Here is a 14543-nt window from a genome sequence, read left to right as displayed (position 1 = left end):
GCCGAGCCCCGTGTCGCGCGCCGGTAGCGACGACCGACCGCTTATCGGGCTTGTGGCCTCACGCCAGCCCGAGGGCGCCGGCATCATCCGCCCGCCCATACAGAGCATCATGCGGCGCCTCGTTCCGGTCGAGGCGCCGCACCAGACTAGACGTTGAAGCGGAAGTGCATCACATCGCCGTCCTTGACGACGTATTCCTTGCCCTCGGCGCGCATCTTGCCAGCTTCCTTGGCGCCGTTTTCGCCGCCCAGACGGACGAAGTCGTCGAAGGCGATGGTCTCGGCGCGGATGTAGCCCTTCTCGAAGTCGGTGTGGATGACGCCGGCCGCCTGCGGGCCGGTGTCGCCGACGTGGATGGTCCAGGCGCGGGCTTCCTTGGGACCGACCGTGAAGTAGGTCTGCAGGTTCAGCAGCGTATAGGCCTCGCGGATCAGGCGGTTCAGGCCCGGCTCTTCCAGGCCGAGGGTTTCCAGGAACTCCGCGCGTTCCTCGGAGTCCAGCAAGGCGATCTCGCTCTCGATCTGGGCCGAGATGACCACCGACTTGGCGTTGTCCTTGGCGGCGCGTTCGGCGACGAGGTCGCTGTACTTGTTGCCCTTGTCGGCCGAGCCTTCGTCGACATTGCAGACATAGAGGGCCGGCAGCGAGGTCAGCAGCTGCAGCATGTGCCACGCCTTCTCGTCGTCGGGGTCGATCTTGGCGGCGCGGGCCGGGCGGCCTTCGCGCAGCAAAGCGAGGGCGATGTTGGCCAGGCGCAGGGTGTTGGCGCTTTCCTTGTCGGCGCCGACCTTGGCGCGCTTCTCAAGGGCGGGGACGCGCTTTTCCAGGCTTTCCAGGTCGGCCAGCATCAGCTCCATCTCGATGATCTCGAGATCGCTGATCGGGTCGATGCGGCCTTCCACATGGACGATGTCGCCGTCCTCGAAGCAGCGGGCCACGAAGGCCACGGCGTCGCAGTCGCGGATGTTGGCCAGGAACTGGTTGCCCAGGCCTTCGCCCTTGGAGGCTCCGCGCACCAGACCGGCGATGTCGACGAAGGTGATGCGGGCCGGGATGATTTCCTTGGAGCCGGCGACCTTGGCCAGGGCGTCCAGGCGCGGCTCGGGCACGGCGACTTCGCCGGTGTTGGGCTCGATCGTGCAGAAGGGATAGTTCGCGGCCTGGGCCGACGCCGTCTGGGTCAGGGCGTTGAACAGGGTGGACTTGCCGACGTTGGGCAGGCCGACGATGGCGACTTTAAAGGCCATGGAACTCTCGTGGATTTCGTTGGGCGGGCGATTACCACGGATGGGCGGGAAAGGCGAACCGGCGAGGGGGTCTTGCAAGAACTGCAACCGCATCAGATATCAAAGGCGCAAAGGAGCTTCCCATGAGCGTTCGACCCGTCCTGAAGATCGTGAAGGGCATTCCCGCCTCGGACGGCGACGGCGTGCGGCTGACCCGGATGCTGGGCACGCCCGAGGCCCAGATGTTCGACCCGTTCCTGATGCTGGACTGTTTCGACAACGACCAGGCTTCAGACTACATGGGCGGCTTTCCCGACCATCCGCATCGCGGCTTCGAGACCGTGACCTACATGCTGGAAGGCCGGATGCGTCACAAGGACAACACCGGCCGCGAAGGCGTGATTGGTCCGGGCGGCATCCAGTGGATGCGGGCCGGCAAGGGCATCGTCCATTCCGAGATGCCCGAACAGGCCGAGGGCCGGATGCGCGGCTTCCAGCTGTGGGTCAACCTGCCGGCCAAGCTGAAGATGTCCGAGCCCGGCTACAGCGAGTTCGAGAGCGACGCGATCCCGGTCGAGGCTCGCGACGGCGGCGTCACGGTCAAGGTGATCTCGGGCGTGACGGACAGTGGCATGGCCGGTCCGATTGGCGGCGGCGCGGTCGACGCGCTCTATTTCGACGTCGTGCTGCCGGCCGGGACCACGTTCGAGGAACCGGTCGGCGATGACCGCAGCGCCATGCTCGCCGTCTATGAAGGTCAGGTCCGGGTCGCGCACGACACGGTCGACGCGCTGTCAGGCGTGTTTCTGGGGACGGGCGACACGGTCCGCGTCGAGGCCGTCACCGACGCGCGCCTGCTGCTGCTGGCCGGGCGTCCGATCCAGGAGCCGGTCGTCTGGCATGGTCCGTTCGTGATGAACTCGCGCGAGGAGATCGTGCAGGCGTTCGACGACTTCCAGCGCGGGCGCTTTTAGGCCCTAGCGGATGTCGACCGCGCTCTCGAAATAGGCCGTGGGGCTGCCCTCGGCGTGGGCGACGATCGCGACCTCGAAGGTCTTGCCGTCGTCGAGGGCCAAATGGACACGACCGCGCCGGAAGGCTTCGCGCATCGTCTCGGGTTCGCCGGTGAGGCCGCCCTTGGCCGAGCGCATTCCTCGGTTGTCGAGATAGTGAAGTGAGAAGGTCACCGGATGGACCTGGCGGGCGATCGTCAGTTCGCCTTGGCCGGTGTGCGGCGGCTTGGGGGGTTTTGCCATCCCCATACAACGCGCGAGACGCGGTTTAGCCTCGGCAAAAGCTGGGGAGGAAAAAAGAAAAAGCGACCCGGCGTTCGTCGGGGGGGCGTGTGGCCGGGCCGCTTGCGTCCGGAAGGACCACGATGGGCGCTGTCCGGACGCTTAAGAGAAATCGCTGAGGCGTGGTCGGTTCCAAACCATTCTTGTCGCGCGGCCTCAGGCGTCGTCTCGGGGGCGGGGCGAGGCCGAACCGCCAGCGCGGCCCGCGCGAGCGGCCAGGTCGCGGCTCTGCGAGAAGCTGCGCTTTTCGGCCGGCACGGACGCGCCGCCCTTGGCCGCGATCTCGCGCCGCTTTTCCGGCGACATGGCGGCAAAGCCACGCTTGGACTTCGTCGAAGTTTCGTTTTGCAAAGCCATCGCGGCCTCCCAGTTGTTCTCTGAAAGACAAGCTAGCGAATCGCCTAATCGTTCCAACAGCTTAGCCTGTTGTTATTTCGGAGCGTCCGTTCAGTGGATCTCGCAGGCGCGCAGCATCGCCGTGGAAGCGGCGATGGCGTCCTCCGCCGACAGGCCGCGCGTGTCTCGAGCGTGGGCCAGGGCCGACGCGCAGGCGGGCCGATCGGCGTTGGCGATGGGCGAGGTCGCGGCAGAGGACGCCTGAACCGGCGCGGGTTGTACGCCCAAGAAGACGATGACGGCGATCACGGCCACCAGCATCAGAGCGGCCAGCGCCACGGCCATGACGCCGCGGCCGCTGTCGCTGGGGATGACGATCCGCTGGGTGAGGGTCATGGGGGCGTCCGTGTCGTCGGTGGAATACGCAACAGCGAACGCCGCGAGCGACGCCTGGATGTTAACGCGCGACGGGGCAAGGCGTTCTAGCGCTCAGCGACGCAATCATTTCCCCGTCGAGCCGCCGTCGTGCTAAGGTTTTCCTTGAGGCGCGCAGTCACGCCATTCGGACCGGTCCGCCAGGCGGAAGGTCCCTAGGCCCCGAAGCCGGGGCGCCCAGACATCATCAAATTCGAAGTCGGCCACGACGGGCGACAGCAACGGTTCGGGCCTGGCCCGCTCCGCGCCCTTGGCCGACGTTCCCCCTCCCTCCAGAAGGAACGCCCTTGTCCAAAGGCAATCGTGAAGTCCGCAAACCCAAGTCGGCCAAGCCCAAGGTGATCGCCGCCGCGCCGCCGACGCTCTCGCAGACCCTGGCGCCGCGCAAGACGTAGCGGCCAAACCTCGAGAAGACCGAGCGCCGCGGACCGGCGTGCTCGACCAGAGGCCACACCATGAAAACCTACCCGGGCACGCGCCCCTCGGCTCCCAAGGGCTTCAACGATCCGCGCTCGACCGGCGGTCAGCCCGTCAAGCCGCGGCCCATCGATCCCGACGCCCTACGAGGTACAAAGTCTTGATCCACGCCCCGCGCCGCGCACCGCCGACCATCGCCTACCTGATCCTGGTCCATCGTTATCCCGAACAGTTCAAGCGGCTGTTCAAGGCGATCCACGATCCGGCCAACCACTATCTCGTCCATGTCGACAAGAACGCCGGCCCGGAGCTGGAGAGCGACCTTCGCGGGTTCCTCGCCGCCTATCCGAACGCCGCCGTCCTGGAGAGCAAGCGCGCCCTGTGGGGTGGCTACAGTCTGGTCGACGCCGAACTGCGGGGCATGGCCCGGCTGCTCGAGATGGACGCCCAGTGGGACTACTTCATCAATCTGAGCGGTCAGGACTTTCCGCTGGCGACCCAGGAACGCATCCGGGGCTTCCTCGACGCCAACCGGGGCCGGGAGTTCATCCGGGTGCTCGACCAGGCCAGCATTCGGCCCGAAACCATGGGGCGGGTTCTGCGGCACGTCGTCGAACAGGGCGGTCGCATCGTCGACAGCCTGGTGACCCGGCTCTTCCTGAAGGACGCCACGCCCTATATCGGCAACCAGTGGAAGATCGTCAGCCGGACGTTCTGCGACTTCGTCTGTCACGACCCGTCGGTCGAGCGCTACAAAGCCTTCTACCGCAACACCTTCATCGCCGATGAGGGCTTCTTCCAGACCGTGATGATGAACACCGCCGCGCACGGCGAGATCGTCAACGACGACAAGCGGATGATCGACTGGGTGCCCGACGGGGGCATCAAGCTGCGTCCCCGTACGTTCACGGCGGCCGACGCGGCCATGCTGACGTCCAGCGCGGACCTGTTCGCGCGCAAGTTCGACGCCGAGGCCGACGCGGAAATCCTCGACATCCTGGAAGCCCATTTGCGGACCCAGGTCGTCGCCAACGAACCCGCGCCGGCGGTGGTGGTCGCCGAGCCTTTTTCAATGTCGATGGCTTAGCGGGTGATCAGCCGAAACCTTCTGATGGGCCTGTGCGCGACGGCGTATGTGGGCGCGATCGGCATTTCAGTGGGGGATCTCCTGCGCGACCCGCCTTTGAAGTCCTACGTCATCGTCCCCGGCGGCGACTGGTCGCGGTGCGTGGAGATCCGCGCCACCAGCGAGCGCCTGGCGCGCCGCGAGGTGTTACGCCGGCCGACACCGAAGAGCGCCGCTGGCGATTGCCCTGTCCTGCCCGCCATCCAGGCGGTGGACTCGCGCCTGGTGATCGAGCGCGGCTTCAACGCGGGGCTGATCGTCTCGGCGATCCTGGCGGCGCTGTGGGGCGTCGGCCTGGCCTTTCGCGCTTGGCGGCGAGGCGACGACCCGTTCGACTAGCTTCCCACCGACTTATCCCACCGACTGGGCGGCGAAGTCGCGCCAGGTCTTGGCTTCCTTGCGGAAATGGCTGTGGGTCTTGGACAGGCGCTTGTCGATCTCGGCCAGCTTCGCCCGCGCCTCGTCCTTGCGGCCGGTGCGGGCCAGGAAGACGGTGTAGCGGGCGATGCCTTCGAAGCCCGGATAGTGGTCGGCGGCCCAGCTGAGCGCCGTGTCGGCCTGCTCCTCGCGGCCCAGGGCGTGATAGACCCGGCCCAGGGCCAGCATGGTGTGGGGCGTGCGGCCGGCGTTGGGCTGCTCGCCCAGCTTCTCCAGCAGGGGCAGAGCCTCGCCGGGACGGTTCAGTTCGATCAGGGCGTTGGCGCGGCCCAGCAGCAGCTGGGCGTCGTCCGCGTACATGCCCGCCAGGCTGTCGGCGTAGAGCGCTTCCGCCTCGGCGTGCTTGCCGAGTTCGGTGGCGGCCACGGCCAGGCGGACCCGGTTGGCGACGGTGGGGGCGTCATCGACCGCCTGGGCGGCCTGGCGGTACTCGCGCTGCGGGTCCAGCGCCTTGCGGGCGGCCTGGCCGACGTTCCGGACGGTCTTGCCGCCCCAGAACCGCGGGCCCAGCACGGCCACCAGATAGACGACCCCGCCAACGGGCTGGAACGCCAGGATGATCCACAGCCAATACATCTGCTGGCCCGAGCGCACGGCGTGCACGCACAGAGCGATCGAGAACAGCATCGACAGGCCCAGCAAGGGCAGGGGGAGCGAGAACATGTCTGGCTCTTTCTCTCGCCGGCCGCTTTCCGTCAATCTTCCTTGGAAGGCTTGCGCGGATCCGCCTTCGGCGCGGGCGCCAGGCGCATGACCTCAGCCTGGTATCGCTCGTCGTCGCCCACGGCGGCGAAGGGCAGGGCGTCGGCCAGGGCGTCCAGCATCGGGTCCAGCCATTGGTGCTCGACCTTGTGGAAGTCGCCCAGCACATAGTGCATGACCGCGTCCTTGTGGCCTGGATGGCCCACGCCGATGCGGCCGCGGCGGAAGGCGTCGCCGACCTGGCTGGTCACCGAGCGGATGCCGTTGTTGCCCGCGGCCCCGCCGCCGGCCTTCATCCGGAAGCGCCCCGGGGCCATGTCGATCTCGTCGTGGAAGACGATGACGTCGGACGGCGCCAGCTTGAAGAACTTCATCGCCTCGCCGACTGCGCGCCCGCTCTCGTTGTAATAGGTCTTGGGCTTGAGCAGCAGCAGCTTGACCGGACCATCGGGGGTCGAGACCTGCCCTTCGCAGGCCAGGCCCTGGAAGCGCGCGCGCCACGGGGCGGTTCCCCACTTCCGCGCCAGGGCGTCGACGGCCATGAAGCCGACGTTGTGGCGGTTCTTCTCGTACTTGGGCTCGGGATTGCCCAGGCCGGCGAGGATCAGCATCGGTTGGTGCTCAGCAGCTCAAACGAAAACGGGCGGACCCGAAGGCCCGCCCGCTCTGTAGATCGGTTCGGTGACCCGACCGAGCGATTAGGCTTCGGTCGTGGTGTCGCCGGCGTCCGACTGGGCGGCCGACGAGGCCTTCAGGGTCGCGATCACGAAGTCGCGGTCCACGGCCGGCTTGACGCCTTCCGGCAGCTTCACTTCCGAGATGCGGATGGTGTCGCCGATGTCGTGGTTAGCCAGGTCGATGACCAGCTCTTCCGGGATCTTGTCGGCCGGGCAAGCCAGTTCGACGGTGTGACGGATCACTTCCAGCGAGCCGCCCTTCTTCATGCCGACCGAGATGTCCTGGTTCTTGAAGTGAACCGGCACTTCGATCTTGATGAGTTGGTGCTCGCTGACGCGGAACAGGTCGAAGTGGACCGGCTCGTCGGTGACCGGGTGGAACTGGATCGACTTGGCGATGACAGCTTGCTTTTCGTCGCCGTGTTGCAGCGTGACCAGGTGGCCCAGCAGCTTGCCGGTGTACAGCGACTTGCGGAATTCGTTGACCTTCACGGCGATGTTCACCGGGGCCTTGCCGCCGCCGTACAGGGTGCCCGGGACCTTGCCTTCGCGACGGACGGCGCGGGCCGCGCCGGTGCCGGCGCCTTCACGGACTTCAACGTTCAGAATGATCTCGGCCATGGTCTTGTCTTTCTGGAGAGCCGTATGCTCTCCGCTGCGACCCGGCGCCTATGGCTGTATTGCCACGCTCGCCAGCGTCTTTTTAGGGTCGCGCTACATACACAAAAGGGCCGGGCGACGCAACGCCCGGCCCTTTCGGTCGTGTGGAGGCTGAAATCAGCCCTTCTTCTTGGCGGCCGTCTTGGCCTTGCGCGAGTTGGAGCCGGCGCCTTTCACGGCGATCGACTCCTTGACCGGCAGGGCGCGGGGCGGCTCGGGCGGCAGGGTCGCGCCGGCCGCCTTGACCATGCAGGCGCCCGTGTCGATCAGGATGTGCTGGCCCAGGCAGAAGATGTCCTCGTAGTGCGGCTTGGACACGGCCAGGCACTGGTAGAGGTTGAGCTTGGCCATGTTCAGGCAGCTGGCCGTGCCCGGGTCGTTGCTGATCGCGTCGACGGTGGCGAGGTCGTTGTCGCCGGCCGCGCCCAGGGCGGCCAGGGCGGCCACGGCCAGGCCGCGGATCACGACGGGCTGATATGGAGCGGGGGCCGCGCGCGGCGTCAGGCCCAGCGACTGGCCACCGGTCGAGGCCTGCCGCAGCATCGCCACGTCGGCGCTCTCGGCCAGGGCCGGCGTGGTCGACAGGGTCTTGGCCGAGGCCAGGCGACCGTCGCGATCGACCACCGAGGCCTTCGACCAGGACGACTTCTGGACGTCGTAGGCCGACTGCTTCACGGCCTTGCCAGCCATGTAGACCTTCAGGCCGTCGCCGCCGATCTGGTCGATGATCAGGCCGGCGGCGCTGTCGGCGCCCTTGAACACGGCCGCGTAGGACGGGTTGGAGATGATGTTGTTGATCATCTCCTGGCGTTGGGTCGGGTTGGCCGCGATTTCGCGCACCGAGGCGACGAAGGTCGGATCCTGCAGGGCCAGGACGGCGGCGTAGGCCACGGCGCCGTGCATGAACGACTTGTTTTCGTAGGCGGCGCCGACCTTCAGCGAGGCTTGAATCTGCTCACCGTTCTGGAAGGCGGGCGAGACGGCGCCGGCGCGGGCCATGTAGCCGCGGAAGGCGCTGGCGCGCTCGACCAGGCTGGACGACAGCGTGATCGGCGGCGGCGGCGCGGGGGCCTGGACGATCGGCGGGGGCGGCGGGGGCGGCGGGGAGCTACAGGCCGCTACCAGGGCGGCCAGCGCCACGGCGGTCGTCGTCAGGACGACGCGCGTACGCGAAAAGGAACGCATTCTCGAAACTTCCCCATCAAGTCTTGGCGGCCGGCAGGTCCCTGGGCGGCGCGCATAGCAGCCCGGGCCGGCGAGATTGTGACTGTCGCCCCGTTAACCAGACTTTTACAAGCGTGACCGTGCGAGAGGCGAACTTCGCTCGCCCATCGAGGTTCCCACCTTAGTCGAACAGCTTCGACACCGACTCTTCGTTGGCGATGCGGCGGATCGCCTCGCCGATCAGCGGGGCGCACGAGACGTAGCGGATCTTGGGGCAGGCCTTGGCCTGGTCCGAGGCTTCGATCGAGTCGGTGACCACCAGCTCGGTCAGGACCGAATTGGCGACGCGGTCGGCCGCCGCGCCCGACAGGACGCCGTGGGTGATGTAGGCGCTGACCGACTTGGCGCCATGGCTCATCAAAGCCTGGGCGGCGTTGCACAGGGTGCCGGCCGAGTCGGCGATGTCGTCGAACAGGATGCAGCGGCGATCCTTGACGTCGCCGATGATGTTCATGACTTCCGACTGGCCCGGGCCCGAGCGACGCTTGTCGACGATGGCCAGGTCGGCGTCGTCCAGGCGCTTGGCCAGGGCGCGGGCGCGGACCACGCCGCCGACGTCCGGCGACACGACCATCAGGTCGTCGCCCATCGGATAGTTCTTGCGGATGTCCTCGGCCATAAGACGCGAGGGCAGCAGATTGTCGGTCGGGATATCGAAGAAGCCTTGGATCTGGCCGGCGTGCAGGTCCATCGTCAGGACGCGGTCCGCGCCCGAGCGGGTGATCAGGTTGGCGACCAGCTTGGCCGAGATCGGCGTGCGGCCGCCGGTCTTACGATCCTGGCGGGCATAGCCGAAATAGGGCAGCACGGCGGTGATCCGCTTGCCCGACGCGCGCTTCAGGGCGTCGATGCAGATCAGCAGCTCCATCAGGTTGTCGTTGGCCGGATAGCTGGTCGACTGGATGACGAAGACGTCCTCGCCCCGCACGTTCTCGTCGATGGTGACGAACACCTCGAGGTCGGCGAACCGGCGCACCTGGGCGCGGGTCAGCGGCATGTCGAGATATTCCGCGATCGCCTGGGACAGCGGGCGGTTGGAGTTGCCGGACAGCAGCTTCATGGGGATATCTCGGGGGTGGGGGTCGGCTGTTGCCGGGCCTTCTAGCAGTGATCGCCCCCGGCACAAGTGTTAACGGCCAGACTTTTTCGCTTCCGTACGCGGAGCAACGGCTCCGTGTCCTTTGAGCCTCAGGCCTCGAGCGAGATCGCCGACAGCAGGCGGCCGTAGTCGCCCTCGTTGTTCAGGAAGGCGCGGCGGTTGGAAAAGAACCATTCTTCTTCCGCCCGGGTGTCGCGGCCGACCCATTCGCGGCGCTCGACGCCAGCGGTCGCCAGGCGGTCCAGCACGAAGGACGGCAGGTCGAAAAAGCGCTTGTCCTGCGTCTCGCCCGGCTTGAAGAACCGGCCAGAGCCCGGGCAGTCGGCCTCGAACCGGTGCAGGAACTCAAGGCCGACCTCATAGGACTTGGGACCGATGCAGGGGCCGACGACGCCGGTGATGCGTTCGGGGCGGGCGCCCAGTTCGACCATGCAGTCGACGGCGGCCTGGACGACGCCGTCCAGGGCCCCGCGCCAGCCGGCGTGGGCGGCGGCCACGATCCGGGCTTCGGGATCGACCAGCAGCACCGGGGCGCAGTCGGCCGCGAGCGCGCCACAGATCACGCCCGGCGTCTTGGTCACCACGGCGTCGCCTTCAGGGCGCGCATCGCCCCACGAGCCGTCGGCCTTGATCGCGATGGTCGAGTGGATCTGGTAGCAGGTGTTGAGGTCTTCCGGATCGCCGCCGAACCAGGCGGCCGCGCGGGCGCGGTTCTCGACCACGTCGGCCGGATCGTCCTTGCTGCCCCGCCCGACGTTCAGGCTGTCGTAGATGCCCGTCGAGGCCCCGCCCTTGCGCGTGAAGAAAGCGTGTTTCACCCCCGGCAGGCTGGACAGCAGCGGCGACTGGATGGTTGGCAGGTCGTGCGTCTTGATGGTCATGTCGCGTCCTCGAAGAGGGGGGGCGAAAGGTCGGGCGCGCAAAGGCACGCGACCTTGAACGGAACGCCCATCTGCGCCTCGTTGACCAGACGATCAAGCTGTCTTGCGACCTGGTCGGCGCGATCGGGGCGAGCGCTAGCCAACGCCTGGGCGCGCGCCTCGATCCCCAGCGCCAGTAGGAACTCGCCTTGGGTGAGGATGGGGCCAGCCTTGGCGCCGGTCTCGCGCGCGGCGGCGACCACGGCCGGGAAGTCGGCCCAGACGGTCAGGTCGGCCAGGCCGGCGGTCTTCAGCGGATCGACCTTCTGGTGGCCCTGGATCGCCTGCAGCGTGTCGCCGGCCTCGGGCCGCGCCCGGCCGTAGTCGATCAGCAGCGCCGCGCCGCCGTCGGCGGCGAGGCGATGGGCGATGTCCGAGGCCAGGGCGGCCTGGGCGGGGGAGGATTCGACGATGGCGCCGGGCGGAAAGCTCCCTTCCCCCTCGATGGGGGAAGGGGGGGGGATGGGGGAAGGGCTGGGGATGGGGGAAGGGCTGGGGATGGGGGTGATCTCGGCGTCGGACGCTTGGCGATGGCGCGCTTCATCTAGCGCGGCATTCACCCCCACCTCCGCCCCTCCCCCACCAAGGGGGAGGGAGGTTTTACCTAAGCCCCGCAGCCCGAACGCCAGCTGACCATCCTCGCCCAGCCCGATCACGCGCTCGGCCCAGCCATCCTTGGTCCGCACGAACTGGCGGGCGGGCAGGCAGTCCAGTAGTTCGTTAGCCACCAGGATCATCGGCGCGCCGCCGGGGACCTCGTCCAGTCGTTCTGTCCAGCGCGGCGTATCGCCCAGCTTCGCCGCCTGCTTGGCCTTCAGCGGCGCCGACACCTCGACCAGCCACACCTGCGCCGCATCCAGGAACGCCGGCTCCAGCCGCCCCGCGCGCAGCAGGTCGCTCATCAGCGTGCCGTCGCCGGGCCCCATCTCGACCAGGCGGAACGGCGACGGTCGGCCCATCCGCGTCCAGGTCTCGATCGCCCACAGGCCGATCAACTCGCCGAACATCTGGCTGACCAGCGGCGCGGTGATGAAGTCGCCGCCGGCGCCCCCAAGACTGCCCAAGGCAGGGCGGGTGGCGTAGTAGCCGTCGCGCGGGTCGTGCAGGCAGCGGGTGAAGAACTCAGGGACGCCGATCGGTCCGTCCTGGGCGATCTGAGCCTTCAGGCGATCAAGCAGGCTCATGAGTTTCGACGGGTTCCTTCAGCGCCTTCCACATCAACCAGCCGCCGACCAGGATCATCGGGGTCGACAGCAGCATCCCCATGGTCAGGCCCAGCGGGAAGTCGGGCATGCCCAGGTCGGGATTGCGGACGTTCTCCAGCGACAGCCGGAACAGGCCGTAGGCGATCAGGAAGGTCGCCACGATCGCCCCGCGCCGTTGCAGCCACTTCAGGCGGTAGACGCAGAAGGCCAGGATCACGAACAGCAGCAGGCCTTCCAACCCCGCCTCGTACAGCTGGCTGGGGTGGCGTGGCAGCGGGCCGGCCGGGCAGATGTGCTGCGGGTGGTTGGCCTGGATCGTGGCGTTGCAGAAGACGATGCCGAACGGCCCGTCGGTGGGACGGCCCCACAGCTCGCCGTTGATGAAGTTGGCGAGGCGGCCAAAGAAGATGCCGATCGGCGCGACCGGGGCGATCAGGTCGCCCAGCTTCAGCATGTCGATCTTGTTCTGGCGGGCGAACAGCACGATCGCCGCGCAGACGCCCAGGAAGCCGCCGTGGAACGACATGCCGCCTTCCCAGACCTTGAAGACATCCAGCGGGTGGGCCGCCAGCCAGATCCGCTGGTCCTGGTTCATCAGCATGTAGAAGAGGATGTAGCCCAACCGCCCGCCGACGATGATGCCGAGCGTGATCCATAGCACCAGGTCGTCGATCTGCGGCGGGGTGGCGGTTGGGGCGCGGCCGCCCCACAGGCTGTTGGTCCGCGTCAGCCGGATGGCGAAGCGCCAGCCCAGCAGGATCCCCGCCACATAGGCCAGGGCGTACCAGCGCAGGGCCAGCGGTCCCCATTGCAGGGCCCATGGGCCGATGTGCACGACGGGGTCGATGTCGGGGAAGATCACGCGCTGGGGCTCCCTGCGGGACACATGGTCGCACTCCTATAGCCTTCACTCTTCGCTTTCATCCACCGTTTCCCATATAAGAGCTGTCGCCCACCGTCGGGCCACTCGGAACCACGATGCACAGCCAGAACCCCTTCCTCGACGAATTCGCCAAGCTGACCCAGGCGGCCATGGGCATCGCCCAGACGGCCGGCGAAGAGGCGAAGACCGCGATGCGGGCCCAGGCCGACCGTCTGGCCGCCGAGTTCGACCTGATCCGCCGCGACGATTTCGAGGCCCTGAAGGCCGAGGTGGCGGCGCTGCGCGAGGAGGTCGCCAGCCTGAAAGCGGCCAAGAAATCGCCCGCCCAAAAAGCCTCGGGAAAAACCGCGGCTTCAGGCGAGTAGCCGAATCGCCGCTCGCTTCGGACGTGAAGCGGGTTGAGACGAACGCAACGAAGCAGATTAGTGTCCCCTGGTACGTGAGCGATTCATGGCGGGGGTAACCCCCGCCGTCGCGGGCGGGGACGTAGGTTTTTCATGGATACCCAACCGGAAGACGACGACGTCCTGATGGCTCTCGATCCCCTCGAGGTGGTCGAGCATGTGCTGTCGGCCGAAAACCTGACCTTCGATCGCACCGAGGACGGCGACCTGGCCTTCGCGCTGAAAGGCGACTGGAAGGACTACGAGCTGTGGTTCGCCTGGCGGCCCGAGGCCGACTGCCTGCAGCTGTGCCTGTCGCTGGACCTGCGCGCGCCCAAGTCCAAGCGCTCCAACGCCTATGAACTGCTGGCCCTGATCAACCAGCGTGTCTGGCTGGGCCACTTCGAGGTCTGGACCGAGGACGGCGAAGTCGTGTTCCGCCACGCCCTGGCCCTGCCGGCCGGCGAGCGCCCGACCATGGCCCAGGCCGCCTCGATGATCGACGCGGCGGTGGAAGCCGCCGACCGCTTCTTCCCGGCCTTCGAATTCCTGCTGCAAGGCGCCAAGACCCCGGACGAGGCGATGGCCGCCTGCATGTTCGAGACGGTGGGCCAGGCCTGATCCCCGCCTTGGCCCTTGGCCAAGGCTTCCGGGGGGCTTAAGGGCGACGGCGAAAGTCATTCGTCGGAGCCTTTCCATGACCCCCATTCTCCTTCTCGGCGCCGGCCGCATGGGCGGGGCCCTGGCCGAGGGCTGGCGCGACGCCAGGGCCTTCTCGGCCGCCGACCTGATCATCCGGGATCCGAACGTCGACGCCGGCGCTTTCGAGGGCGCGGTGGTCAATCCGGCGCTGGAAGCGCTCGAAGCGGCCAAGACCGTGCTGCTGGCCGTGAAGCCGCAGATCTGGCGCGAGGCGGTCAGGGACATCGTCCCGCACCTTGCCCCCGACGCCGTCATCGTCTCGATCGCCGCCGGCGTCCGCGCGGCGGATATCGCCGAAGCCTTCGGCGGCCGCCGTGTCGCGCGAGTCATGCCGACCACGGCGGTGGCGATCGGCCGGGGCACGGCCTCGATCTTCGCCGAGGACGACGCGGCCCGCGCCGCCGCCCACGCCCTGTTCGCGCCGGTCGCCACCGTGATCGACCTGCCCACCGAAGACCTGATGCACGCGGCCACCGCCGTCTCGGGTTCGGCTCCGGCCTATCTATACGCCTTCGTCGAGGCGCTGGAGGCTGCCGGCGCCGCCCAGGGTCTCGACGCGGCCGACAGCGCGCGGCTGGCCCGGGCGACGATCATCGGCGCGGCGGCGCTTATGGAAAAGGGCGGTGAGGAGCCGGCCGAACTGCGCAAGCAGGTGACCTCGCCGGGCGGCACGACGGCGGCGGCGCTGTCGGTGCTGATGGGCGAGGGCGGCTTCGGCGACCTGCTGCCCAAGGCGCTAGAGGCCGCGGTGGCGCGGTCGAAGGCGCTGGGGGGCTAAACGGCATGGGATAGGGTTGTCTCAAGGCCCGCCTCGG

At 67.9% G+C, this 14543-nt stretch carries 18 protein-coding genes and 1 pseudogene; 7 read left to right on the top strand and 12 right to left on the bottom strand.

What is annotated here, in order from left to right; genetic code table 11:
• Positions 1–146 precede the first annotated feature (146 nt).
• Positions 147–1247 (bottom strand): redox-regulated ATPase YchF, encoded by a 1101-nt coding sequence (ychF, locus tag ACW173_RS03220; protein ID WP_492083448.1) that lies wholly within the window; start codon positions 1245–1247, stop codon positions 147–149.
• Between the two features lie 122 nt (positions 1248–1369).
• On the opposite strand from ychF, the gene ACW173_RS03215 reads away from it, so the two are divergent.
• A complete protein-coding gene (locus tag ACW173_RS03215; protein ID WP_492083447.1) occupies positions 1370–2200 on the top strand; it encodes a pirin family protein in 831 nt (276 codons plus the stop codon).
• A gap of 3 nt (positions 2201–2203) precedes the next feature.
• Here the strand turns inward: ACW173_RS03215 and ACW173_RS03210 are convergent, their stop codons facing one another.
• The 3 genes from ACW173_RS03210 to ACW173_RS03200 form a co-directional block, all read right to left on the bottom strand.
• Positions 2204–2488: a hypothetical protein gene (locus ACW173_RS03210; RefSeq protein WP_492083446.1), complete on the bottom strand. Its 285-nt coding sequence runs from the start codon at positions 2486–2488 to the stop codon at positions 2204–2206.
• Positions 2489–2677: 189 nt separating this feature from the next.
• Positions 2678–2878 (bottom strand): KGG domain-containing protein, encoded by a 201-nt coding sequence (locus ACW173_RS03205; RefSeq protein WP_492083445.1) that lies wholly within the window; start codon positions 2876–2878, stop codon positions 2678–2680.
• A gap of 90 nt (positions 2879–2968) precedes the next feature.
• Complete coding sequence (locus tag ACW173_RS03200; protein ID WP_492083444.1) at positions 2969–3253, bottom strand: hypothetical protein; 285 nt, start codon at positions 3251–3253, stop codon at positions 2969–2971.
• A gap of 494 nt (positions 3254–3747) precedes the next feature.
• On the opposite strand from ACW173_RS03200, the gene ACW173_RS03195 reads away from it, so the two are divergent.
• The 3 genes and pseudogenes from ACW173_RS03195 (at position 3748) to ACW173_RS03185 (ending at position 5174) form a co-directional block, all read left to right on the top strand.
• Positions 3748–3873 (top strand): hypothetical protein, encoded by a 126-nt coding sequence (locus ACW173_RS03195; RefSeq protein WP_492083443.1) that lies wholly within the window; start codon positions 3748–3750, stop codon positions 3871–3873.
• Positions 3874–3899: 26 nt separating this feature from the next.
• Positions 3900–4796, top strand: a pseudogene (locus ACW173_RS03190) (beta-1,6-N-acetylglucosaminyltransferase); the annotation flags it as partial.
• Between the two features lie 3 nt (positions 4797–4799).
• The gene (locus ACW173_RS03185) at positions 4800–5174 is read left to right on the top strand and encodes a hypothetical protein (RefSeq protein ID WP_492083442.1); all 375 of its coding nucleotides are present in this window, start codon (positions 4800–4802) and stop codon (positions 5172–5174) included.
• Positions 5175–5186: 12 nt separating this feature from the next.
• On the opposite strand, the gene ACW173_RS03180 is transcribed toward ACW173_RS03185, so the two are convergent.
• From ACW173_RS03180 to lgt, 8 genes are all read right to left on the bottom strand, one after another.
• Positions 5187–5936 (bottom strand): tetratricopeptide repeat protein, encoded by a 750-nt coding sequence (locus tag ACW173_RS03180; protein ID WP_492083441.1) that lies wholly within the window; start codon positions 5934–5936, stop codon positions 5187–5189.
• Positions 5937–5968: 32 nt separating this feature from the next.
• The gene (pth, locus tag ACW173_RS03175) at positions 5969–6586 is read right to left on the bottom strand and encodes an aminoacyl-tRNA hydrolase (protein ID WP_492083440.1); all 618 of its coding nucleotides are present in this window, start codon (positions 6584–6586) and stop codon (positions 5969–5971) included.
• Positions 6587–6673: 87 nt separating this feature from the next.
• Positions 6674–7273: a 50S ribosomal protein L25/general stress protein Ctc gene (locus tag ACW173_RS03170; protein ID WP_492083439.1), complete on the bottom strand. Its 600-nt coding sequence runs from the start codon at positions 7271–7273 to the stop codon at positions 6674–6676.
• A 156-nt stretch (positions 7274–7429) separates the two neighbouring features.
• Positions 7430–8497: a hypothetical protein gene (locus ACW173_RS03165; RefSeq protein WP_492083438.1), complete on the bottom strand. Its 1068-nt coding sequence runs from the start codon at positions 8495–8497 to the stop codon at positions 7430–7432.
• 160 nt (positions 8498–8657) lie between these two features.
• Positions 8658–9596, bottom strand: coding sequence for a ribose-phosphate pyrophosphokinase (locus tag ACW173_RS03160; RefSeq protein ID WP_492083437.1), 939 nt, complete (start codon positions 9594–9596; stop codon positions 8658–8660).
• A 128-nt stretch (positions 9597–9724) separates the two neighbouring features.
• Positions 9725–10510, bottom strand: coding sequence for a peptidoglycan editing factor PgeF (gene pgeF / locus ACW173_RS03155; RefSeq protein ID WP_492085879.1), 786 nt, complete (start codon positions 10508–10510; stop codon positions 9725–9727).
• Between the two features lie 2 nt (positions 10511–10512).
• A complete protein-coding gene (locus tag ACW173_RS03150; protein ID WP_492083436.1) occupies positions 10513–11739 on the bottom strand; it encodes a class I SAM-dependent methyltransferase in 1227 nt (408 codons plus the stop codon).
• Positions 11726–12622 carry a prolipoprotein diacylglyceryl transferase gene (gene lgt / locus ACW173_RS03145; protein WP_492083435.1) on the bottom strand — a complete coding sequence of 299 codons (897 nt, stop codon included), beginning with the start codon at positions 12620–12622 and terminating at the stop codon, positions 11726–11728. The genes ACW173_RS03150 and lgt overlap by 14 nt, the downstream gene beginning before the upstream one ends.
• A 116-nt stretch (positions 12623–12738) precedes the next feature.
• Here lgt and ACW173_RS03140 point away from each other — a divergent pair, with 116 nt between their 5' ends.
• The 3 genes from ACW173_RS03140 (at position 12739) to proC (ending at position 14506) form a co-directional block, all read left to right on the top strand.
• A complete protein-coding gene (locus tag ACW173_RS03140) occupies positions 12739–13008 on the top strand; it encodes an accessory factor UbiK family protein (protein ID WP_492083434.1) in 270 nt (89 codons plus the stop codon).
• A 132-nt stretch (positions 13009–13140) separates the two neighbouring features.
• Positions 13141–13647: a type III secretion system chaperone family protein gene (locus ACW173_RS03135; protein WP_492083433.1), complete on the top strand. Its 507-nt coding sequence runs from the start codon at positions 13141–13143 to the stop codon at positions 13645–13647.
• 76 nt (positions 13648–13723) lie between these two features.
• Complete coding sequence (gene proC, locus ACW173_RS03130) at positions 13724–14506, top strand: pyrroline-5-carboxylate reductase (protein ID WP_492083432.1); 783 nt, start codon at positions 13724–13726, stop codon at positions 14504–14506.
• Positions 14507–14543 lie beyond the last annotated feature (37 nt).

The sequence above is a fragment of the Caulobacter sp. ALps2 genome (genome assembly GCF_058681635.1).
This window is presented reverse-complemented; position numbering and strand designations above follow the sequence as displayed.